The sequence below is a fragment of the Candidatus Sulfurimonas baltica genome, from assembly GCF_015265455.1.
Lineage (GTDB): Bacteria > Campylobacterota > Campylobacteria > Campylobacterales > Sulfurimonadaceae > Sulfurimonas > Sulfurimonas baltica.
The window spans coordinates 2,633,256-2,651,435 of the sequence record NZ_CP054492.1; the positions used below are offsets into that span (position 1 = coordinate 2,633,256).

Genomic DNA, 18,180 nt, shown 5'->3' on the forward strand with positions numbered 1-18,180 from the left:
ATTATGGAAGCAAAACTAATATCACTAGGTGTTGAAACTTTTAAAATGGCTCTTATGCTGGCACTTCCAGGTCTTTTGACAGGTATGTTCCTCGGTTTAGCTGTTAGTATTTTTCAAGCAACGACACAGATTAATGAGATGACTTTGAGTTTTATCCCTAAGATTTTGGGCGTTGTAATAGTTATTATCTTAACTATGCCTTGGATGTTAAATTCAATGACAGACTATTCAACCCAAGTATTTAACATGATTCCTACATTTGTAGAGTGATGAAAACAAAAAAGATAAACTTTTCCAAATTTTCTTCTATTAAAATTGGAGAATCTCTTGATGTAGCTCTTTTGGAAAATTGTACAACTCCATATCAAGACTATTTTATTATTGGTTCATGTAATAATATATTAGTCGGAACTCAGCCTCCACCTCTTATGAAGCTAGATAAAAAATATGACTATATTAAAATAGAAAATAACACTCTAAAAATCGGCGCCGCAACTCCCTCTGGGAAAATTGCCTCATTTTGTAAAAAACACAACATTGCAAACTTCGAGTTTGTTTCCCATCTCCCTGGGACGCTTGGCGGGCTTGTATTTATGAACGCTGGTCTTAAAGAGTTTGAGATATTTAATACTCTTATTTGTATATCTACATGTAGAGGTGATTTTGATAAACAAGAGATTAGTTTTGGGTACAGATATACAAACATAAGCAGCCCCATTTTGGAAGCAACTTTTTCTTTAGTTTATGGTTTCGATGAAAAAAAAATAGAGATGTTTAAAAAAATGCGTTCCAACCAACCATCAACTCCAAGTGCTGGAAGTTGTTTTAAGAACCCGCACGGCGATTATGCAGGGCGGCTTATAGAAGATGTTGAACTAAAAGGGCTGGTTAAAGGGAATATGAGTTTTAGTCAAGAACATGCAAATTTTTTAGTAAACGATGGTGGTGGAACTTTTGATGATGCAATATTTTTAATACAAGAGGGTCAAAAAAGGGTTTATGAAAAATTTGGAATTTGGCTAGAGTGTGAAATTTGTATTTTGGATATTAGATATATGGGCAAGGATTCAAAACTTTTGAATCCTTATTTATAAAATTTATATTGGTAAAACTCTTATTTTTTTAGATAATTTTTCTTTTAGTGTTGACTCAATCGCATAAAGTGTACCTGTTGATGATGACGCACAACCGTTACAAGCACCTAAATATCTAATATATATATCTATATACTCATCACCTTTTTTAATATCTATAACTTCCATATTCCCGCCGTCCATTATTAAAAATTGACGAACATTTTCATCTACAACAGCATCAACTGCCTTTATTTGCTGAACAAGAGTCATGGCTTCAAAGTTACCTTTTCCGCCCGCGTCAGCTGCAGCTCTCATCTTCTCTTCGTCCATTTCACGGCGCGTATTTTTTAAGATATCTACGAGGTAGTACTCTCTTGCTTCATGACCGCCCGGTTTTATACATGACTTACAAAACCCGCCGGCTTTTGTGTAATCTGTAATCTGTTCAACAGTTTTTAAATCATTAAGCTTGATAACCTCTTGAAGTGTACCTAAACTGACACGAGCACACTCACACACGATAATTTCACTCTCAAAACTATCAGAATCAACTCCCATATAAAGTCCTGCCGCTTTTTTTATAACATCATAAGCCATAACAGAACAGTGCATTTTTTGAGGTGGGACTGCCGGAACATCTGGAGTATCACGAAGTGCCATCTCAACGTCTATGTTTGTAATTTTAACAGCTTCTTGAACTGTTTTACCAATACATAATTCGGTCATTACATCAGAAGATGCGATAGCTGTTCCACAGCCAAAACTTTTAAATTTTGAGTTTACGATTCTATCGTCTTTTGGGTCTATCTCCCAGTAAAGACGAACAGCGTCACCACAGCTTTCAGCACCAAAATCTGCAACAATAAGTTTGTTGCCATGAGACTCTGCTTCTTCTTCAGTAATCTCACCCTGGTGTTGAGGGTTATTCATTAATGTTGTAACTTTATTAGAGTAAGCATCCCAAAGAGATGCCCCCAATATATCAGCTTTTGCCATAATATCTTTCCTTTTTTAAAATCGTTTAATTATTTAGTGGTGGTGAAGCTCACACTCTTGAACTTCTCCGCCTGGTGTTGGCTGTACTTTTGCAAAAGAACTTGATATAGCTCTTAAACGTAAAACAGCACTTTTAAAATGTGTGATAGTATAATCAATTTCGCTATCAGTTGTAAAGCGGCTTAGGCTCAAACGAATACCTGTATGTGCAAGTTCATTGTCTGCACCAATAGCCAACATTACAGTATTTGCTTCTAAATCTTCACTCGCACATGCCGAACCTGTTGAAGCTCCAATTTGACCATTGTTTAAATCCCAAAGCATACCCTCGCCTTCAACACCTTTTATAGATATAAGAATGGTATTGGGCGTTCTGTTTTCACGGTCTCCGACTACAAAAGTATCACTAAGTTCCAAGATAGCATCTTCTAAGCGATCTCTCTTTGCTCTAATTTTAGCACCGGTCTCTTTTATATTTGCTGTAGCAAGCTCAATTGCTTTACCCATACCAACAATAAAAGGGACATTTAGCGTACCTGAACGGCGCCCGCCCATATGCTCTCCTCCATGTAAAAGTGGTGTCAGCTTTTGAGAGTTTTTGATATACAATGCGCCAATACCTTTTGGCCCATGGAACTTATGTGCAGACATGCTTAAAAAATCTACATGTACATCCTGCAAATCAACAGGTATCTTACCTACGGCTTGTACGGCATCTGTATGAAAAAGAACACCTTTTGCTTTACATATTTCTCCTATCTCTTTAATAGGGTTAATCATTCCTGTTTCATTCGAAGCCCACATTACAGAAACTAAAGCTGTTTTGTCTGTTATAAAGCTTTTAACCGTGCTAACTTCAACTATGCCTTGGTCGTTTACAGGAAGGTATGTAACCTTAACACCTTGGTCTTCTAAAAATCTACATGTAGAAAGAATAGATGGGTGTTCCACCTCTGTTGTCACGATATGATTTTTTTCGCCGTGTCTAACAAGGTCTGTAACAATTGACTGCAAAACCCAGTTATTTGATTCTGTTGCACAAGATGTAAACACTATATCATCTGAATCTGACGCATTTAAAGCAGTGTAAACTTGATCTATTGCTTTACTTATAGCTGGATGTGTTGCAGTACCAAACTTATGAAGCGAGTTAGGATTTCCATAAAGCTCGCTAAAAAATGGTTGCATCACCTCTACAACTAATGGGTCAACCATTGTAGTAGCATTGTTATCTAAATAAACTTGCATATTTTCCTCATTTTTGAGTTATTTTCTAATTAAGACAAAATTTGTCCTCTTTTGTATTGACATAATATTAAGTTTGTGATTATGATAAGCTTAAGAGAAACTGTATTTATGAATAATTTAAGGTATAATTATATTTATAATAAAATATCAGGAATTATACATGTGCAATTTTAATAAGCAAACTGAAGAGAATAAAGCGCTAATACATATATTGATGGCAAAATGTGCAAACGCTGTTGGCGGAGCAAATTTTCTTCTTGGCTTACTTGAAGCGATGAAAGAGAAAAAACCAAATGCACTAATGTTTAAAGGGTGTAATATAAGCTCTAAGGAAGTCAGCATCAAGTGGAATAAGATTGTTTTCAAAGACAAGTTGGATATTTTAGAAGAGGTTATTCGCTCTCACAAAAGTTCAGAAGACATAGGCTTCAATATACTTGAGAATGACAGTGAAAAAAAGAAGAAAAAGATTTTAAACATGGTTAAAACTTTGGCACCGGTTGAGTTTACCGTAACTCCAAAAGAGTCAGAAAATGGCGCAGGATTTAATTTTAGAATTTTTGAGAAAATCGATGATACATGTGTAACAATAAACCCTATATTCGCAGCAATGTTTTTCTGTTCAGCTGAATATATGAAAAAATCTTTGAAGTATGAAAGCTAACCAAAGATTAAAAAAAAGTGCTGGTATTTAATACTTATAACACCTGTGAAATTACCAACTTTGTACCCAAGGCCAACAGGGTGCTTTGTTCACCTATTTTTGAATTATCTTTTAAATATTTCTTTTGACAAACCTCTTTAATGAAGATAAATCAATCTTTTAGTTCTCTCACTTTTTTTATATCGCTTAATGTTGTTTCACTAATCCCATCAGAAAAATAAAAAGCTCCAAAGATAGACAGTAGGATTAAAATTACTGAAAAAAGGGTTATTTTGTCAACTATTCTGTTATCGTTCATGTAGTTTTTAGCTTTTTTAAATTGTTCAGTTGATAAATATACAACTCTCCTCTTGCAACTTTGGCAAATATTTCACTTGGTGGTATCCCTAAAAACTTTTGAAATACAGCGTTCATATGTGAGTTATCACTATATATGTATTGAAGCTCATGAAAAGTATAATTATTTTCAAGATATTCAAGAAGAGTTCTGCAAAACTTTGAGATAAAAATAAAATTTTTGGGCGTTAACCCTATAATTTTTTTAAACTGTCTCTCCATAGTACTTCTACTGCATCCAAATTCGCTAAGCAGGTTCTCAACCTTAACTTCAAAGTTATAATAATTCTCTATTCTGTCAATCACATCATCAATGCAAAATATGGAATTATTTGAGGTATAGCAATGAGAGTTCTTTAGCTTTAAAAGAGAACTGTTTAGATATGCAAGCTCTTCGCTAATATTTTTATGTTTGTATAGCTCTGAAAAATAACTCTCTGCTGTCTCTTTTTTAATCTCCATATATTTGTTGCTTATAACAGAAGCATCCATATTAAAAAGCTTGTAAAAGCCAGCAGGTGATAGCTCTACAAATATAATTGGGAAATAATCTTTGTAATCTTCAGTATCCAAATCTATAACAAGCTTTTTTACTTTATTTGTTTTAGCGGTAACATAGTAGTTTTTAGGCATTTTAACAATATCGCCTCCGCCAAAAGAGTAGGTGGATGTTTTAATGCCTCTGTTAAATACAATAAAATTACATCCATTAGGCAAAAACAAGAGGTCTTGCACATCCTCATTAGAATTAAGAACCACATATTGATTTACTATATCTTGTAAATCTTCAGATGGTTGATAGATATTATATTTCATTAGAAACCATTTATAACCTATCTTTTTTTATTACATTGTAGCAAAATTATATAATTTCTATTTGTATTAAATCGTCACCATTCCCCCGATATGAGTTTTAGTTTGCCTAAATATTCCAATATCCTAACTTTAAAACATAAATGGTATAATCGCAGAATTATTTACACATTTAAAAGGTTCATTATGGCTCAAACTATAACAGAAAAAATATTTTCACAACATGTTGGCAGAGAGGTTTTTGCCGGAGAAATTATCCGCTCAAACATCGACATGGTTATTGGTAACGATATTACAACACCTATCTCAATAAGTGCATTCAATCTAAGCGGTGCACAAAAACTTGCTAATCCAGATGGGTTTTCTCTTGTTCTTGACCACTTTATCCCGGCAAAGGATATTGCCTCAGCAAACCAAGCTAGAATTAGTCGCGACTTCGCAAAAAAGCACAATCTAAAAAACTTTTTTGATGAAAAAGATATGGGAATAGAGCATGCTCTTTTGCCAGAAAAAGGGCTTGTAGTCCCTGGTGATGTCATTATCGGCGCAGACTCACACACTTGTACTCATGGTGCACTTGGAGCATTCTCTACAGGTATGGGTTCAACTGATTTAGCATTTGCTATGATTACCGGCGGTAACTGGTTTAAAGTTCCTGAGTCTATAAAAGTAAATCTAAGCGGAAAACCGGGACTGCATACGACAGGTAAAGATATTATCTTAGAAATTATTCGCCTAATCGGTGTTGATGGAGCGCTGTACAGAACCCTAGAGTTTACCGGGAGCACGATTGAGCACCTAACAATGGATGATAGATTCAGCATGTGCAATATGGCAATCGAAGCTGGTGCCAAGAGTGGAATTGTCGCATATGACGATGTCACTAAAGAATTTTTATCTGACAAAAATCTAGCACGTGAACCTAGAATTCACTACTCTGATGAAGATGCAAATTATGTGCAAATACTGGATATAGATGTAGCAAACCTTGAGCCTGTTATCGCTTACCCTTTCTTGCCTTCAAATGGGCACTCTATAACTCAAGCAGTTAGCGATAAAATTAAAATTGACCAAGCTTTTATCGGAAGCTGTACAAATGGTCGTCTTGGTGATTTAAAAACAGCTGCTGAGATTTTAAAAGGCAAAAAAGTACATCCAGATGTTCGTCTAATAGTAACTCCAGGGACTCAAAAAATTCTAAAAGAGGCTTATAGACTTGGCTATATGGACATTATTATAGATGCTGGCGGTGTAGTTTCAAACCCTACATGTGGAGCTTGTCTTGGTGGATATATGGGAATACTTGGAGACAATGAGGTGGCTGTTTCAACAACCAACCGTAACTTTGTTGGCCGTATGGGTTCTCGCTCATCTAAAGTGTACTTGGCAAATTCTGCAGTTGCTGCAATATCAGCAATCACTGGTTATATTTCAGACCCAAGATAAGTTTAAATACTAATATTAATATCTGCAAGTATTACCTAATTTAAGGTATATGCAGATATTCTTTTAGAAACGAATTAAGGAAAAACATGAAAAAACTATTATTAATACCTGCCCTTATGCTTGCTTCAGTTTCAATCGCACAAGATTATAAGTATGAGATTACTCCACTTGTAGGCTACAATATTGCTGAGGGCAACCTTGATTTAGAAAATCAAACTCTTGTCGGGGCTGAGATACAATACAATTCTGATTCAGTTCTAAAGCCGGAGCTTAGTGTTTTATATACCGATGCTGATTATGAAAGCTCCAACATAAGCACAGACATATACCGCATAGCTATCAATGGTGTTCATAAATATGACTCTGTTGGTTTTATGACTCCTTTAACAAAAATAGGTGTTGGTTACGAGACTATAGATACTCGTTTATCAGACAATAGAGACAGTATATTTTTTGACGCAGGTGTTGGTGCAAAAATTCCATTTACTGATTCTATCGCTTTAAAACTAGAAGCTGTATATATGTTAAAAAACAATAGCAACAGATGGGATAGCAACTTAGCTGTTTTAGCTGGTATAAACTTTGCATTTGGTCCAAAAGCTCAAGAAACAGCTCCTGAGCCAGAGCCTACGCCTGAGCCAGAGCCAGTGATTGATGGAGACGATGACAAAGATGGTGTTTTAAACTCTGTTGACAAATGTCCTAAGACTCCAGCAGGCAAACCTGTAAACTCTGATGGTTGTTTTATTGATGGAGACGATGACAAAGACGGTGTTCTAAACTCTGTTGACAAGTGTCCTAAGACTCCAGCAGGAAAACCTGTAAACTCTGATGGTTGTTTTATTGATGGAGATAATGACAAAGATGGCGTTTTAAACTCTATTGACGAATGTCCTACAACTCCAGCAGGAAAACCTGTAAACTCTGATGGTTGTTTTATTGATGGAGATGATGACAAAGATGGCGTTTTAAACTCTATTGACGAATGTCCTACAACTCCAGCCGGTAATATTGTAAACGATTCAGGTTGTACAAAAGAGGTAAACCTGCATATTAATTTTGAAAATGCGTCTTATAATGTTGATGCTATATCAAAAAGCAATATTGAAAAGTTTGCCAGCTTCTTAAAAGCTCGCCCTAATTACAGTGCTGGGATAATTGGATACACTGATAGCGTTGGTCGCGAGTCAAGCAATCAGAAACTGTCACAAAAAAGAGCTGATGCAGTAAGAGGCATGATTATAGATCAAGGCATATCGTCAGATAGAGTTACAGCAACCGGTATGGGTGAGTCTAACCCAATAGCTACGAATGAAACAGCAGAAGGTCGTGCTCAAAACAGAAGAATAGAAGCAACATTGAATAAAAAATAGTATGCTTAATATACCCTGCGTAATTTTTGCTGGCGGAAGAAGTTCCAGAATGGGAGAGGATAAATCTCTTCTCCCGTTTGGAGGCTTTGACACCCTAACACAATTTCAACTCTTTCGCTTAAATAAAATTTTTAAAACCGTTTATATCTCATGTAAAGACAAGAATAAGTTTGATTTTAATGCAAACTTTATAGAAGATGTTAAAAGTGATAAAGTTTTCGCACCAACTACTGGTTTTATCGCTGTGTTTGCAAAGCTACATGTAGAGAAGTTTTTTGCCATAAGTGTAGATGCCCCTTTTATAAATAAAAAAGAGATTGAAAAAATAATAGAAGCAGACACAACAACCGCAGATGCCACTATTGCGAAAACTTCATTTGGGATACAACCAATGTGTGGAGTTTATCACCGTTGTATTGAGGGTAAATTTATTGAGATGCTAAAAGACAACAATCATAAATTGGGCTTTTTATTAAAATCTTCAAATACAACTTATGTAAATTTTGAAGATGAAAAACCGTTTTTAAATCTTAACCACCCTCATGAATACACGGAAGCGCTATCACTTATTTAACTACACTTTGCTATAATAAAAAAGTACAAACGATATGAATAATTACATAAAAAAGAGAAGCTATGAATCTAACTCATCTAGATGAGAACCAAAGACCAAAGATGGTTGATGTATCTGATAAAAATCAAACAACTAGAATAGCAGTAGCGAGCGGGATAATAGAGATGAGCCAAGACGCTTACGATGCAATAGTTACAGAGAAAACAAAAAAGGGCCCTGTTCTTCAAACTGCAGTTATTGCAGCAATAATGGGTGTTAAAAAGACAAGTGATCTAATTCCAATGTGCCATCCGTTAAACCTAAGTGGAATCAATTGCGATGTAGAGGAGTTAGCTGAATTGCCGGGATTTAAACTAACTGTCACAGCTAAGCTCACTGGACAAACAGGTGTTGAGATGGAAGCGTTAACCGGGACTAGCATAGGGCTTTTAACGATTTATGACATGGTAAAAGCAATTGACAAAGGGATGGTAATCCGACATGTACAGCTTGAAACAAAATCAGGAGGCAAAAGTGGAGATTATAAACGCTAGAGAAGAGAAACTAGACCTTACTTACCCTTGTTCTTGGTGCTATAAGCTTATAGCTGGTGAAAAAGAGGCTTTAGAGAAGGCTATACATGATGTTATAGAGGCTCGTGAGCACAAACTAACACACTCAAACAACTCTAAAAGCGGCAAGTATGTCAGTATGAATTTGGATATGCTTGTACATAATGAGGATGATAGAAATTTCATCTATGAAGCACTAAAACAACACCAAAATATAAAAATGGTACTTTAAAAAAGGATTTATTATGAACTTAGAAGAACTAGCAAACAGTTTTAAAAACCTCTATAACAAGAAATTCAAAAGCTTGGACAAAAGAGTAACTTCCGTTATAAACGCCGCTAAAGATGAGCAAAGTATATATATTAACAAGCTTAATCTTAATGAGATAAAAGTGGTAGCAACAACGATATTAGATATTGAGACACAGAAACTTCATAGTGAACTTGAAGAACTTCTTGCAAAAAAAGAGCAGCTACAAAGAGCATTAGACAGAAAGTCTCATGAACTTCAAGAAGCAAAATACAGTGTGTTTAATAGCATAGAAACTCTTGTAGATAAAGAGGATCTTCAAACTTTAGCAAAACTTCATCAAGTAAAACTCCAAACTATTGATCTTTTTGATTTACTTAGCGAAACAGTTGAGTCGGCAATTATCACTGCTTTAGAAAAATCAAAAGACAGCGAGGCAAATGAAACCATTAAAGAGCTTATAAAAGAGCTTACATACCAGACAATTAAAGAGGGAACGCTCAATACTATAAGGGTAAGAAAGATTCTCTCAACCATACTCCATTCAGCTATTGATATAGCAGAGGCAACGCCAAATATTTCAGAAGATATCTTAGAAGCGACACTAAAAGGTATGAGAGCTGGTCTTCTTCACTCTATCGATAGATTTAAAGAGAGATTAGCATTTATACCTTTAGAGGCTAAGCATATACTTATTGAAGATTATGACACGATTATGGAGGACTTAAATCAGACTGATACTTTATTTTTACAGGTTGTTCAAACTCAGGCGAACGAGAGTAGTCAGAGTACTAGAAAAATTCTTATAGAGCTTAACAAAAAAATGCACTATGACCTTGAAGAGTTAGTTCATATATCTAAAGAGGCTGCGCAGGTTATGAAAGATAGATTCTCTGTCTTGGCAAAAACAGCTGCAAACAAGGCAGATACGGCACTTAAGTCTGATACAGCCAAAGAGGCAAAAAGAATGGGAATTCAAGCTTGGGGTGTTGCAAAGTCCGCACTAGGCAACGCTATAAAATCAGCAAAAAGTGTAATGGAGCCAAAAGAGTAAAACTCTTTTAGTTCTATTTGTAATATTTAGTAACTCTATCCATTTGTGAGCCCATATTTAGCAGTAGCATATCAGCTATAACTAAAGCTGCCATCGCTTCACAAACCACAGTCCCTCTTACAGCAACACATGGGTCATGTCTCCCTTTTAATGAGAAGTCAACTTCTTCATTTTCAGTTGTGACAGTATGTTGTTCCTTAAAGATTGATGGCGTTGGCTTGAAGTAAACATTCATAACTATATCTTCACCATTACTTATTCCACCTAAAATACCGCCTGAATGATTACTCTCAAATCCACCTGCTCTTATTGCATCATTGTTCTTAGAACCAAGTGTTGAAGCGCTTAAAATTCCATCGCCAATCTCAACAGCCTTTACAGCATTTATACCCATCATAGCATCAGCCAAAACACCATCAAGCTTGTAATAAAGTGGTTGTCCTAGACCTTTTGGTGCCCCTTTGATAAGAACTCTTGAAACTCCGCCAACTGAGTCATGATCACTCTTTGCTTTTAAAATAGCGTCTTTTTGAGCTTGCTCTTTTTCTGGATCAAGCGCATAGATTATACTTGTTTTAGCTTTTTCATAATCATAAACTTCCGATTTTATACCGTCAACTTCGCTTATTCCACTCAGTACTTCAATCTCCAACTCTGCCAACATTAACTTTGCAACAGCACCTGCAGCGACTCTTGCAGCCGTCTCTCTTGCAGAGGATCTTCCGCCGCCGCGATAATCCCTTATTCCATATTTATGAAAGTATGTAAAATCAGCGTGTCCCGGTCTGAAAACATCTTTAATATTTGTATAATCTTTTGATTTTTGATTTGTATTATATATAATCATAGCTATTGGCGTGCCTGTGCTAAGACCTTCAAAAACACCACTAAGTATCTCTACTTTGTCATCCTCTTTTCTTGCTGTTTCAAACTCACTTTTTCCAGGTTTTCTTCTATCTAGTTCACTTTGAATAAACTCTTCATCTATCTTCAGACCGGCAGGAACTCCGTCTAGCAAACAGCCGATTGCTGTTCCATGAGACTCTCCAAAAGTACTAAATTTTAATTTCATACCAAAACTATTCACTATTTTTCCTTTAACATCTCAACAGCCATTTTAGCTGCCTCTTGCTGGGCTATTTTTTTACTCTTGCCCATAGCTCTTGCATACTCTTTTTCTTCTATGATTACAGCTACTTCAAACTCTTTTTTGTGGTCAGGTCCGCGACTGGCAATAACCTGATAATCAGGAATTTGTCCAAATCTGGCTTGTGTCAACTCCTGAAGAGTAGTTTTAAAATCTTTAAAAAGCGAGTCGAGTGATATATCTTTATGATTTTTTTCTATAATAGAAATAGCAATTTTCTCAACTACTTTCAAGCCGGATTCAAGATAAATTGCACCAATAATAGCTTCAAAAGCATTTGACAAGAGAGATGCCTTATCTCTCCCCCCGTTATTCTCTTCAGCATTTGAAAGATAAATATACTCCCCAAGATTAATGGAGCGTGCCAGCATATCAAAGCCGCTCTCATTCACCAAAGATGCTCTAATCTTTGAGAGTTTTCCCTCATCTGATTGTGGGAATTTATTAAACAAATACTCTCCAACAATCAAATCCAAAACTGCATCACCTAAAAACTCTAATCGCTCATTATCGTAGGGCTGTTTATAACTTTTATGTGTCAGCGCTTCGATAATGAGCTTTTCGTTTTTAAACTTATATCCTAAAGTTTTCTCCAAAATATCTATATGTTTATTCATATTAGTGACTCTTTCATTTTTTCTGCCTCATCTCGTGCAAGTTTATCACATCTTTCATTTTCCTCGTGCCCATCATGTCCCCTAACCCATATAGCATTTACTTTATGAATCCTTGAAACTTCAATATATTCTCTCCATAAATCTGGATTTTTAACCTTTTTAAAATCTCTTTTTATCCAAGCTACCAACCACTCATTTATACCTTTTACAACATATGATGAGTCAGAAACTATATCAACTTCACATGGCTCCGTAAGGGCTCTTAAACCCTCTATAGCACCAAGAAGTTCCATTCTATTGTTTGTAGTATGAGCTTCTCCGCCAGATATCTCTCTCTCCTTGCCTGCAAACCTGAGTATTACCCCATAGCCACCAGGTCCTGGATTTCCCAAAGCACTGCCATCACTGAAAAGAGCTATTTTCTTCACTGAAATCCTTATAATAATTTTTTGTTAAACCAAGTTCAACTCTTGATGTATCTATGGTGTGGCAACTACTGCAACGATTAAATGAAAATGGGTAAACCTGTTTGCAGTTATCGCAAATATACTCAAAGCTAAGAGTAGCATTAACCTTTGGATTAAGATTAATCAATACATTAAACTCAAAAATAGAACTTTTTGAACTCTCTTTAATATACCCCTTTGCGCTGTAAAGCTCTTTTAGGTAACTGTTTTGCATTATTATATCTAAGTTCAAATCTTTTTTATCAACACTCCATAGGATATCAACGAGCAATTCAGCTTTTGAATAGTCAAAATTTTCCCAAGCAATCTTTGGGTTGACCCTGAATATATACTCAAATATCATATATGTAAGTTGATTATATTTTCTATATATTGCTAATAGCTCTTGGACCTTATCTTCCGTTGAGAGTTCCGGATTATTTAAAATTATCAGAGAGTTTAAATAAGCACTATCACTGCTAATATCTTTTTTTAACTCCTCAAGAGGCTCTAAAACTTCTAGTGCAGATTTATAATCTTGCATGTGCTCATATACCAAGAGTAAGTAGTTTAGTGCCTGAGGTGTTCTTGGATTGTTTTTGAGAATCTCCAAGAAAATTTGTCTTGCACGCTCTAAAAAACCTGCCTTAAAATATGTCTTGCCGAGCAAAAACATCGTATCTCTGTAGTTTGCCTTATCTCCAACTTTTAATAGTTCCCTATATATTTCTATGCTCTTTTCAAAATTACCATTTTTTGTATAAGAGTTGGCAAGAAGAAGCCACGATTTTTCAGACAACTCGCCACTGCTAATCAAAACTTTCAACTCATTTTGGGAGGGAAGAGTATTAAACTGTTTCAAAAATTTATCAAGATGCTTATGATCTTCTCTTTTTTTAAATCTTGCCAACCAATACGAAACAAATGTTATGATAAAAACAAGGACAAAAAATATTATTATCCCAAAAAGAGGATCGCGGAACTCTAAAAAAAACATATTCATTATTCGTAAACCACTATCCCGTAATCATTTTTTAGATTGTAAAACGTACACTCTGCGCTAAAGTCCAAATCTTTAATTTTTCCAAGCTGAATAATAGAATTTTTGCTAACCTTTATTCCGAACTCAGTAAAAAACTTTTTTATATTTACAAACTTAACATCTTCTACAAACTTATACTCAAACTCTTTATTTAGTCTCATTTTGTCGTATGAAAATATATGCTCGTTTACATGTAGCCTGTCTGAAGCATATTTTATTGGTAAAAAGCCGGACAAATCAGTTAATATTTTCTCTACATGCTCATGTTTAGGTGGAAGAGTGTTTTTTTGCACAAAAAGATACTTATTGTTCAGCTTTAAATTTGGTGTATTTTTCCAATATTTATATGCGGGATTTGATACACCAAGTTTTGAAGAAACTTCTCTCCAGAGCCAAAATGAGTTAAGTGTACTTGGCAAAAATGACATCTTTTTTGGCTCCTATAACAGATTTATTGCTCTATTATATAGTTTTTTTTTATATAGTTAGATTAAAACGTAGCCATAACCCACTTTGTAACCACAAAACCGCCAACCAACAACCATATAAATAGTAATCCTGCTGTATAAACAGGTGCTAAACCAAGTCCTTTAAATTTTGCAAATCTTGTACCCATACCGAGTGCTGTCATTGCCATTGTAAGCAAAAAAGTATCTATCTCATTAATAACATCAACTATGTTTTGCGGAACCAATTGCAGTGAATTAAATCCTGCCATTGCGACAAAATAAACAGCAAACCAAGGAATAACCAGCTTTACCGGACCAGATACAGCCCCTGTTTTTTTAGAACTATATGAGAGATAAATACCTAAAATTATAAGCATCGGGGCTATCATAATAACCCGAGTCATCTTTACAATAACGGCAGAGTTTGCCATATCAGCAGGTGCGCCCGGCACTGATGCCGGAACCGCTACTACCTGAGCAACTTCATGAATAGTTCCACCAACATATATGCCAAACTCTTTAGGGCTCATGTGAAAAAAGCCGGTAGCAGGTTCAATTATCGCAGTATATAAAACAGGGTATAAAAACATTGATATTGTTCCAAAGAGAACAACCATAGAGACTGCTATTGCAGTTTTGTGCTCCTCTGCTTTTAAAACAGGCTCTGTCGCCAAAACTGCTGCAGCACCACAAACAGAAGCACCCGAAGATATAAGCATTGAAGTATCTTTTTCCATTTTAAATAACTTAAATCCAGCCCAGCTTCCGAGTATAAATGTAGTTGAGAGCATAATAAGGGAGACCATAAAACCCTCTATCCCAACCTCAGCAATCTGCTGAAACGTTATACGAAATCCATAAAAAACTATTGCAAAACGCAAAATCTTTTTACCTGAAAAAGTTATTCCGCCGCTCCACTCTGCCGGTGTATTATTGTGAAGTGTATTTGCATAAAATATCCCCATCACAATACCGATAACCAGAGGTGAAATCCCTAAAGAGCGGATGAATGCTATATCTGAAATCATAGTGGCTGCTGCTGCAAAAATAGCAACAAAAACAATCCCGTTAATAGTACCTTTTCTATTTGTCGCTGAAAATGGCATAAAAAATCCTTATTTAACTGATAAGCGAATTATATCAAAAATATATTTTCTTCTATTTAACCTCTATATTGAGCGGTGTTTGAATCCACTTATCATCACTCTCTTGTGCCTCTTTGACTTCATTTACAAAAACTCTTAGCGAGTCTATATTTTTAATTTGAACTAAATACTCTTTTATGCTCAAGGCTCTCTTATTGGCTAAATCTTTTAGCTCATCCAAGGTAACTATCTGCAACTCTCTACATCTAGCTGTAAGCTCTTTTTCATACTGGGTATCGAAAATACTCTCTTTTTCATATCTCTTTTTGAGTTCACTTTTAAAACCTTCAAAAACTTTTTTGCCTGCGAACTCTGTATAAATATCTTCGAGTATCTTTAGTGTCACAATGCTTTTAGCACCCTTATTGTTGCCTCTTCTCACAATCTCGTCTGTTAATTTTTTGGCCTGAATCTCTTTTTTATCTTTTTCTTTGCTGTAGCTTCCAAAAACTCCCAGCGATAATTTAGGTTTCTTTGTCAGTATTTTTGCAATATTATCGAGTTTCTCTTTCTCTGGAGGCAAGACAGCAAACTCAGCCACCTCAAACTCAATATATTTTAAATCATCACCATTAATTCCCATAGCGGCACCCAGAAAATTAAATGGAGACGCCACTGCCTTAATGATAAGATTGCCTAAAGTTTTTAAAACCAGTGCGCCATACTTAAAGTCTGGAGCATCTATATTGCCATTGACTGGCATATCTATATCTATTATCCCGTCACTGTCTTCTAACAGTGCTATTGCAAAACCAAGTGGTAGCTTGGTTATATTTTCATCCTCAATAGCATCGCCAAGCTCAATGTTTTTTATGATGACACTATTTTTACCAAGCAGTTGTGAATCAGATATTTTGTACCCTAAGTCAATAAATAGTTTGCCTTTTTCAATTTTATGCCCTGCAAACTGAGCGCTGTAACCGCTAAAAGAGTCAAGACTCAAATTTCTAAAATTAAAATCTATATCTGTAAAAGATCTTATATTTGATGTATCCAGGCTCCCTTTGAGTTTTGTTGAGCCATAGCGGTCAACTTCTCCATCAATATCTATGTAGCTTATCTCCCCTTTTGTATTTGAGATTGCATAAACATCACCGTTTAAATCATGGATGGAGGTTTTGAACTTTATCGGCAGAGAAAAATCAGAAAAATTTGCTTTTCCATTAGATACAATTATTCTCATTATCTTCATAGGAAATTCAGGTTTTTCATCATTAGCAGAGCTTTTTATATCTTCTGATTTTGTTAATTTTTCATCTTCTTTTGGTTTTGATAGTTTTGCAAAATTTAATACTTTTCTTTCATCTATTTTCGCATCAACATAAAAAGAATCAAGATTTACCTCATCGATATATAGCTTATTTGGAAACAGATTCAGAGTAAAAGATTTTAGTTGTGTTTTATCAAAAGTCACCAGAGTGTCACCGCTTCTGCTATCGGAGAGTTTAAACGCCTCTATTTTCAATCCTCCATCTACGAGAATTTCTCCATCTTTGCTTTGCGGCGAGTATGATACATTACTCTGCAAACTCAAATAGCCATTATCAATTTTAGCAAAAACGGACTCTTGCAGATAAGGTGTGAACTCTTTTAAAGAGAGTTTTTTGATTGAGAAATTTCCATTTTGCGTAAGAGGGGTATGTGTTACGCTCCCTTTTGATGAAATTGACCCAGCGCTGTTTACTCTTAATGAAGCGTCGTATTGGAGCTGGCTATTCTCTTTTGAATTTATATTAAAAACATTTATATTTATATTGTTTAGGTTTATATTTGTGCCTTTTTCCACACTTTTGTCTATAAAATTTACAGCAGATTTTGTTAACGATACGCTATCTACCAGAACATTCCAAGGAGTTGTTTCAGAGAGATTGGTATCTTGTTTAACATTTTTAACCTCTTCATTTTTACTTTTAAACAACTCACTCCAGTCAATGTTCCCATTTCTATCTTTTGTTGCCTCTACATGTAAAGAGTCTAACAAAATACTCTCTACATGTACATTTTGAACCATCGGCTTTATTGTAACACCCTCTACATGTAAAGATTTTAGGTTAAGTATATCTTCGGGTTTATCCTTTGGTTTAACTCTCAGGTTCTGTAAGTCAAGAGTTATGTCATTTATTGTCGTAGAGTTTAAATCATCCATATTTACAAAATAGTTGCCAAAAAATGAGAGCTTGCCGTCTGCTACTTCTACCCCTAACTTATCTTGTATATATCTCCATTGGGTGTATATCTGGCTCTCTTGAAGATTCAAACTCCCTTCAATCTTAAGCGGCTTAAAACCGATAATTTTAGTTTTAATATCAACTATGCCACCATCACTTAAAGCTGAATGAAACCTAACAGAAGCTCCGCTTGACTCAAAATCATCTGTATCGACATCCTTTAGTTTAAAACTAATATCACCAATAGAAAATTCAAATTTTTTGGGAGTTGTATAATCTTCATAATTTAAACTGCCGCTTTGGATTGTGACCATATCTACTATTACTCTTGGCAATTTTCCCGCATCTTTTGTTTCGTTATTCTCGACAGAGGGCTTAACTATGCTGGAGAGATTAAATGTTTTATCTTTATTATAGATGAGTGTGATTTTTGGATTTTTGAGGATTACATGCTTTACATGTAGAGCCAAGTTCAGCAAAGAGAGTGGCTCCAAATCTACCTCTAATAACTCAAAAGAGAACAGATGCTCATCATCCAAGCTTTTTAGCTCTACTCCCTCAAGTGCCATCTTAAATAAAAAAGGATTGAAACAAATGCTCTCGATATAGAGCTTAGAATTTGTCTGCTCCCCTGCAAGTTCTATCACTTTAGGCTTTAAAAAATATGGCAGAACTAAAAAACCAACTACAGAATAAACAAATAAAAGAGAGAATATGAGCTTCTTTAACATAGATAGACCTCTGAAAAATTATATTTTTAAGTCTACCCTATTATGTTTTAAACT

General features: G+C 35.2%; 20 protein-coding genes. 9 read left to right on the forward strand and 11 right to left on the reverse strand.

Going from position 1 to position 18,180, the window contains the following annotated elements; translation table 11 throughout:
• Positions 1–3: 3 nt before the first annotated feature.
• On the forward strand, positions 4–270 hold the full coding sequence (gene fliQ / locus HUE88_RS13235; RefSeq protein ID WP_194366629.1) for a flagellar biosynthesis protein FliQ: 267 nt from the start codon (positions 4–6) through the stop codon (positions 268–270).
• Positions 270–1,094 carry a UDP-N-acetylmuramate dehydrogenase gene (locus tag HUE88_RS13240; protein WP_194372709.1) on the forward strand — a complete coding sequence of 275 codons (825 nt, stop codon included), beginning with the start codon at positions 270–272 and terminating at the stop codon, positions 1,092–1,094. The genes fliQ and HUE88_RS13240 overlap by 1 nt, the downstream gene beginning before the upstream one ends.
• A 3-nt stretch (positions 1,095–1,097) precedes the next feature.
• Here HUE88_RS13240 and HUE88_RS13245 read toward each other — a convergent pair whose 3' ends face one another.
• Both HUE88_RS13245 and HUE88_RS13250 read right to left on the reverse strand, forming a co-directional pair.
• Positions 1,098–2,072 carry an iron-sulfur cluster assembly scaffold protein gene (locus HUE88_RS13245; RefSeq protein WP_194369703.1) on the reverse strand — a complete coding sequence of 325 codons (975 nt, stop codon included), beginning with the start codon at positions 2,070–2,072 and terminating at the stop codon, positions 1,098–1,100.
• Positions 2,073–2,105: 33 nt separating this feature from the next.
• Positions 2,106–3,320: a NifS family cysteine desulfurase gene (locus HUE88_RS13250; RefSeq protein WP_194369706.1), complete on the reverse strand. Its 1,215-nt coding sequence runs from the start codon at positions 3,318–3,320 to the stop codon at positions 2,106–2,108.
• 160 nt (positions 3,321–3,480) lie between these two features.
• Here HUE88_RS13250 and HUE88_RS13255 point away from each other — a divergent pair, with 160 nt between their 5' ends.
• On the forward strand, positions 3,481–3,984 hold the full coding sequence (locus tag HUE88_RS13255) for a hypothetical protein (protein WP_194369707.1): 504 nt from the start codon (positions 3,481–3,483) through the stop codon (positions 3,982–3,984).
• A gap of 151 nt (positions 3,985–4,135) precedes the next feature.
• On the opposite strand, the gene HUE88_RS13260 is transcribed toward HUE88_RS13255, so the two are convergent.
• Both HUE88_RS13260 and HUE88_RS13265 read right to left on the reverse strand, forming a co-directional pair.
• Positions 4,136–4,282 (reverse strand): hypothetical protein, encoded by a 147-nt coding sequence (locus tag HUE88_RS13260; RefSeq protein WP_194369709.1) that lies wholly within the window; start codon positions 4,280–4,282, stop codon positions 4,136–4,138.
• Positions 4,279–5,136 (reverse strand): helix-turn-helix domain-containing protein, encoded by an 858-nt coding sequence (locus tag HUE88_RS13265; RefSeq protein WP_194369711.1) that lies wholly within the window; start codon positions 5,134–5,136, stop codon positions 4,279–4,281. The genes HUE88_RS13260 and HUE88_RS13265 overlap by 4 nt, the downstream gene beginning before the upstream one ends.
• Before the next feature lie 183 nt (positions 5,137–5,319).
• Here HUE88_RS13265 and HUE88_RS13270 point away from each other — a divergent pair, with 183 nt between their 5' ends.
• The 6 genes from HUE88_RS13270 (at position 5,320) to HUE88_RS13295 (ending at position 10,381) form a co-directional block, all read left to right on the forward strand.
• Entirely contained in the window at positions 5,320–6,579 is a 1,260-nt protein-coding gene (locus HUE88_RS13270; RefSeq protein ID WP_194369713.1) for a 3-isopropylmalate dehydratase large subunit, read from the forward strand.
• An 86-nt stretch (positions 6,580–6,665) separates the two neighbouring features.
• Positions 6,666–7,952, forward strand: coding sequence for an OmpA family protein (locus HUE88_RS13275; protein WP_194369715.1), 1,287 nt, complete (start codon positions 6,666–6,668; stop codon positions 7,950–7,952).
• Between the two features lies 1 nt (position 7,953).
• Complete coding sequence (mobA, locus tag HUE88_RS13280) at positions 7,954–8,526, forward strand: molybdenum cofactor guanylyltransferase MobA (RefSeq protein ID WP_194369718.1); 573 nt, start codon at positions 7,954–7,956, stop codon at positions 8,524–8,526.
• Positions 8,527–8,588: 62 nt separating this feature from the next.
• Positions 8,589–9,059, forward strand: a complete 471-nt coding sequence (gene moaC, locus HUE88_RS13285; protein ID WP_194369720.1) for a cyclic pyranopterin monophosphate synthase MoaC — start codon at positions 8,589–8,591, stop codon at positions 9,057–9,059.
• Positions 9,040–9,309 carry an HP0495 family protein gene (locus HUE88_RS13290; RefSeq protein ID WP_194369722.1) on the forward strand — a complete coding sequence of 90 codons (270 nt, stop codon included), beginning with the start codon at positions 9,040–9,042 and terminating at the stop codon, positions 9,307–9,309. Before moaC ends, HUE88_RS13290 begins: the two co-directional genes overlap by 20 nt.
• A gap of 13 nt (positions 9,310–9,322) precedes the next feature.
• Entirely contained in the window at positions 9,323–10,381 is a 1,059-nt protein-coding gene (locus tag HUE88_RS13295; protein WP_194369724.1) for a DUF6781 family protein, read from the forward strand.
• A gap of 13 nt (positions 10,382–10,394) precedes the next feature.
• Here the strand turns inward: HUE88_RS13295 and aroC are convergent, their stop codons facing one another.
• The 7 genes from aroC to HUE88_RS13330 all read right to left on the reverse strand — a co-directional run bounded on the left by aroC (position 10,395) and on the right by HUE88_RS13330 (position 18,126).
• The gene (gene aroC, locus HUE88_RS13300) at positions 10,395–11,468 is read right to left on the reverse strand and encodes a chorismate synthase (protein ID WP_194369726.1); all 1,074 of its coding nucleotides are present in this window, start codon (positions 11,466–11,468) and stop codon (positions 10,395–10,397) included.
• Positions 11,468–12,145: a ribonuclease III gene (gene rnc / locus HUE88_RS13305; RefSeq protein WP_194369728.1), complete on the reverse strand. Its 678-nt coding sequence runs from the start codon at positions 12,143–12,145 to the stop codon at positions 11,468–11,470. The genes aroC and rnc overlap by 1 nt, the downstream gene beginning before the upstream one ends.
• Complete coding sequence (gene rnhA, locus HUE88_RS13310; RefSeq protein WP_194369730.1) at positions 12,142–12,573, reverse strand: ribonuclease HI; 432 nt, start codon at positions 12,571–12,573, stop codon at positions 12,142–12,144. The genes rnc and rnhA overlap by 4 nt, the downstream gene beginning before the upstream one ends.
• Positions 12,548–13,594 (reverse strand): tetratricopeptide repeat protein, encoded by a 1,047-nt coding sequence (locus tag HUE88_RS13315; protein WP_194369732.1) that lies wholly within the window; start codon positions 13,592–13,594, stop codon positions 12,548–12,550. Before HUE88_RS13315 ends, rnhA begins: the two co-directional genes overlap by 26 nt.
• The gene (locus HUE88_RS13320) at positions 13,594–14,061 is read right to left on the reverse strand and encodes a hypothetical protein (protein ID WP_194369734.1); all 468 of its coding nucleotides are present in this window, start codon (positions 14,059–14,061) and stop codon (positions 13,594–13,596) included. The genes HUE88_RS13315 and HUE88_RS13320 overlap by 1 nt, the downstream gene beginning before the upstream one ends.
• Before the next feature lie 62 nt (positions 14,062–14,123).
• A complete protein-coding gene (locus HUE88_RS13325) occupies positions 14,124–15,188 on the reverse strand; it encodes a YeiH family protein (protein ID WP_194369736.1) in 1,065 nt (354 codons plus the stop codon).
• Between the two features lie 52 nt (positions 15,189–15,240).
• Positions 15,241–18,126: a DUF748 domain-containing protein gene (locus tag HUE88_RS13330; RefSeq protein ID WP_194369738.1), complete on the reverse strand. Its 2,886-nt coding sequence runs from the start codon at positions 18,124–18,126 to the stop codon at positions 15,241–15,243.
• Positions 18,127–18,180 lie beyond the last annotated feature (54 nt).

What these genes read in the sequence shown, in the direction of transcription:
- HUE88_RS13320 (WP_194369734.1), bottom strand. Translation starts at nt 14,061, where the DNA reads ATGTCATTTTTGCCAAGTACACTTAACTCATTTTGGCTCTGGAGAGAA.
- HUE88_RS13240 (WP_194372709.1), top strand. Translation starts at nt 270, where the DNA reads ATGAAAACAAAAAAGATAAACTTTTCCAAATTTTCTTCTATTAAAATT.
- HUE88_RS13250 (WP_194369706.1), bottom strand. Translation starts at nt 3,320, where the DNA reads ATGCAAGTTTATTTAGATAACAATGCTACTACAATGGTTGACCCATTA.
- HUE88_RS13330 (WP_194369738.1), bottom strand. Translation starts at nt 18,126, where the DNA reads ATGTTAAAGAAGCTCATATTCTCTCTTTTATTTGTTTATTCTGTAGTT.
- HUE88_RS13315 (WP_194369732.1), bottom strand. Translation starts at nt 13,594, where the DNA reads ATGAATATGTTTTTTTTAGAGTTCCGCGATCCTCTTTTTGGGATAATA.
- HUE88_RS13265 (WP_194369711.1), bottom strand. Translation starts at nt 5,136, where the DNA reads ATGAAATATAATATCTATCAACCATCTGAAGATTTACAAGATATAGTA.
- mobA (WP_194369718.1), top strand. Translation starts at nt 7,954, where the DNA reads ATGCTTAATATACCCTGCGTAATTTTTGCTGGCGGAAGAAGTTCCAGA.
- rnc (WP_194369728.1), bottom strand. Translation starts at nt 12,145, where the DNA reads ATGAATAAACATATAGATATTTTGGAGAAAACTTTAGGATATAAGTTT.
- HUE88_RS13275 (WP_194369715.1), top strand. Translation starts at nt 6,666, where the DNA reads ATGAAAAAACTATTATTAATACCTGCCCTTATGCTTGCTTCAGTTTCA.
- HUE88_RS13245 (WP_194369703.1), bottom strand. Translation starts at nt 2,072, where the DNA reads ATGGCAAAAGCTGATATATTGGGGGCATCTCTTTGGGATGCTTACTCT.
- moaC (WP_194369720.1), top strand. Translation starts at nt 8,589, where the DNA reads ATGAATCTAACTCATCTAGATGAGAACCAAAGACCAAAGATGGTTGAT.
- HUE88_RS13260 (WP_194369709.1), bottom strand. Translation starts at nt 4,282, where the DNA reads ATGAACGATAACAGAATAGTTGACAAAATAACCCTTTTTTCAGTAATT.
- fliQ (WP_194366629.1), top strand. Translation starts at nt 4, where the DNA reads ATGGAAGCAAAACTAATATCACTAGGTGTTGAAACTTTTAAAATGGCT.
- HUE88_RS13270 (WP_194369713.1), top strand. Translation starts at nt 5,320, where the DNA reads ATGGCTCAAACTATAACAGAAAAAATATTTTCACAACATGTTGGCAGA.
- HUE88_RS13255 (WP_194369707.1), top strand. Translation starts at nt 3,481, where the DNA reads ATGTGCAATTTTAATAAGCAAACTGAAGAGAATAAAGCGCTAATACAT.
- HUE88_RS13325 (WP_194369736.1), bottom strand. Translation starts at nt 15,188, where the DNA reads ATGCCATTTTCAGCGACAAATAGAAAAGGTACTATTAACGGGATTGTT.
- HUE88_RS13295 (WP_194369724.1), top strand. Translation starts at nt 9,323, where the DNA reads ATGAACTTAGAAGAACTAGCAAACAGTTTTAAAAACCTCTATAACAAG.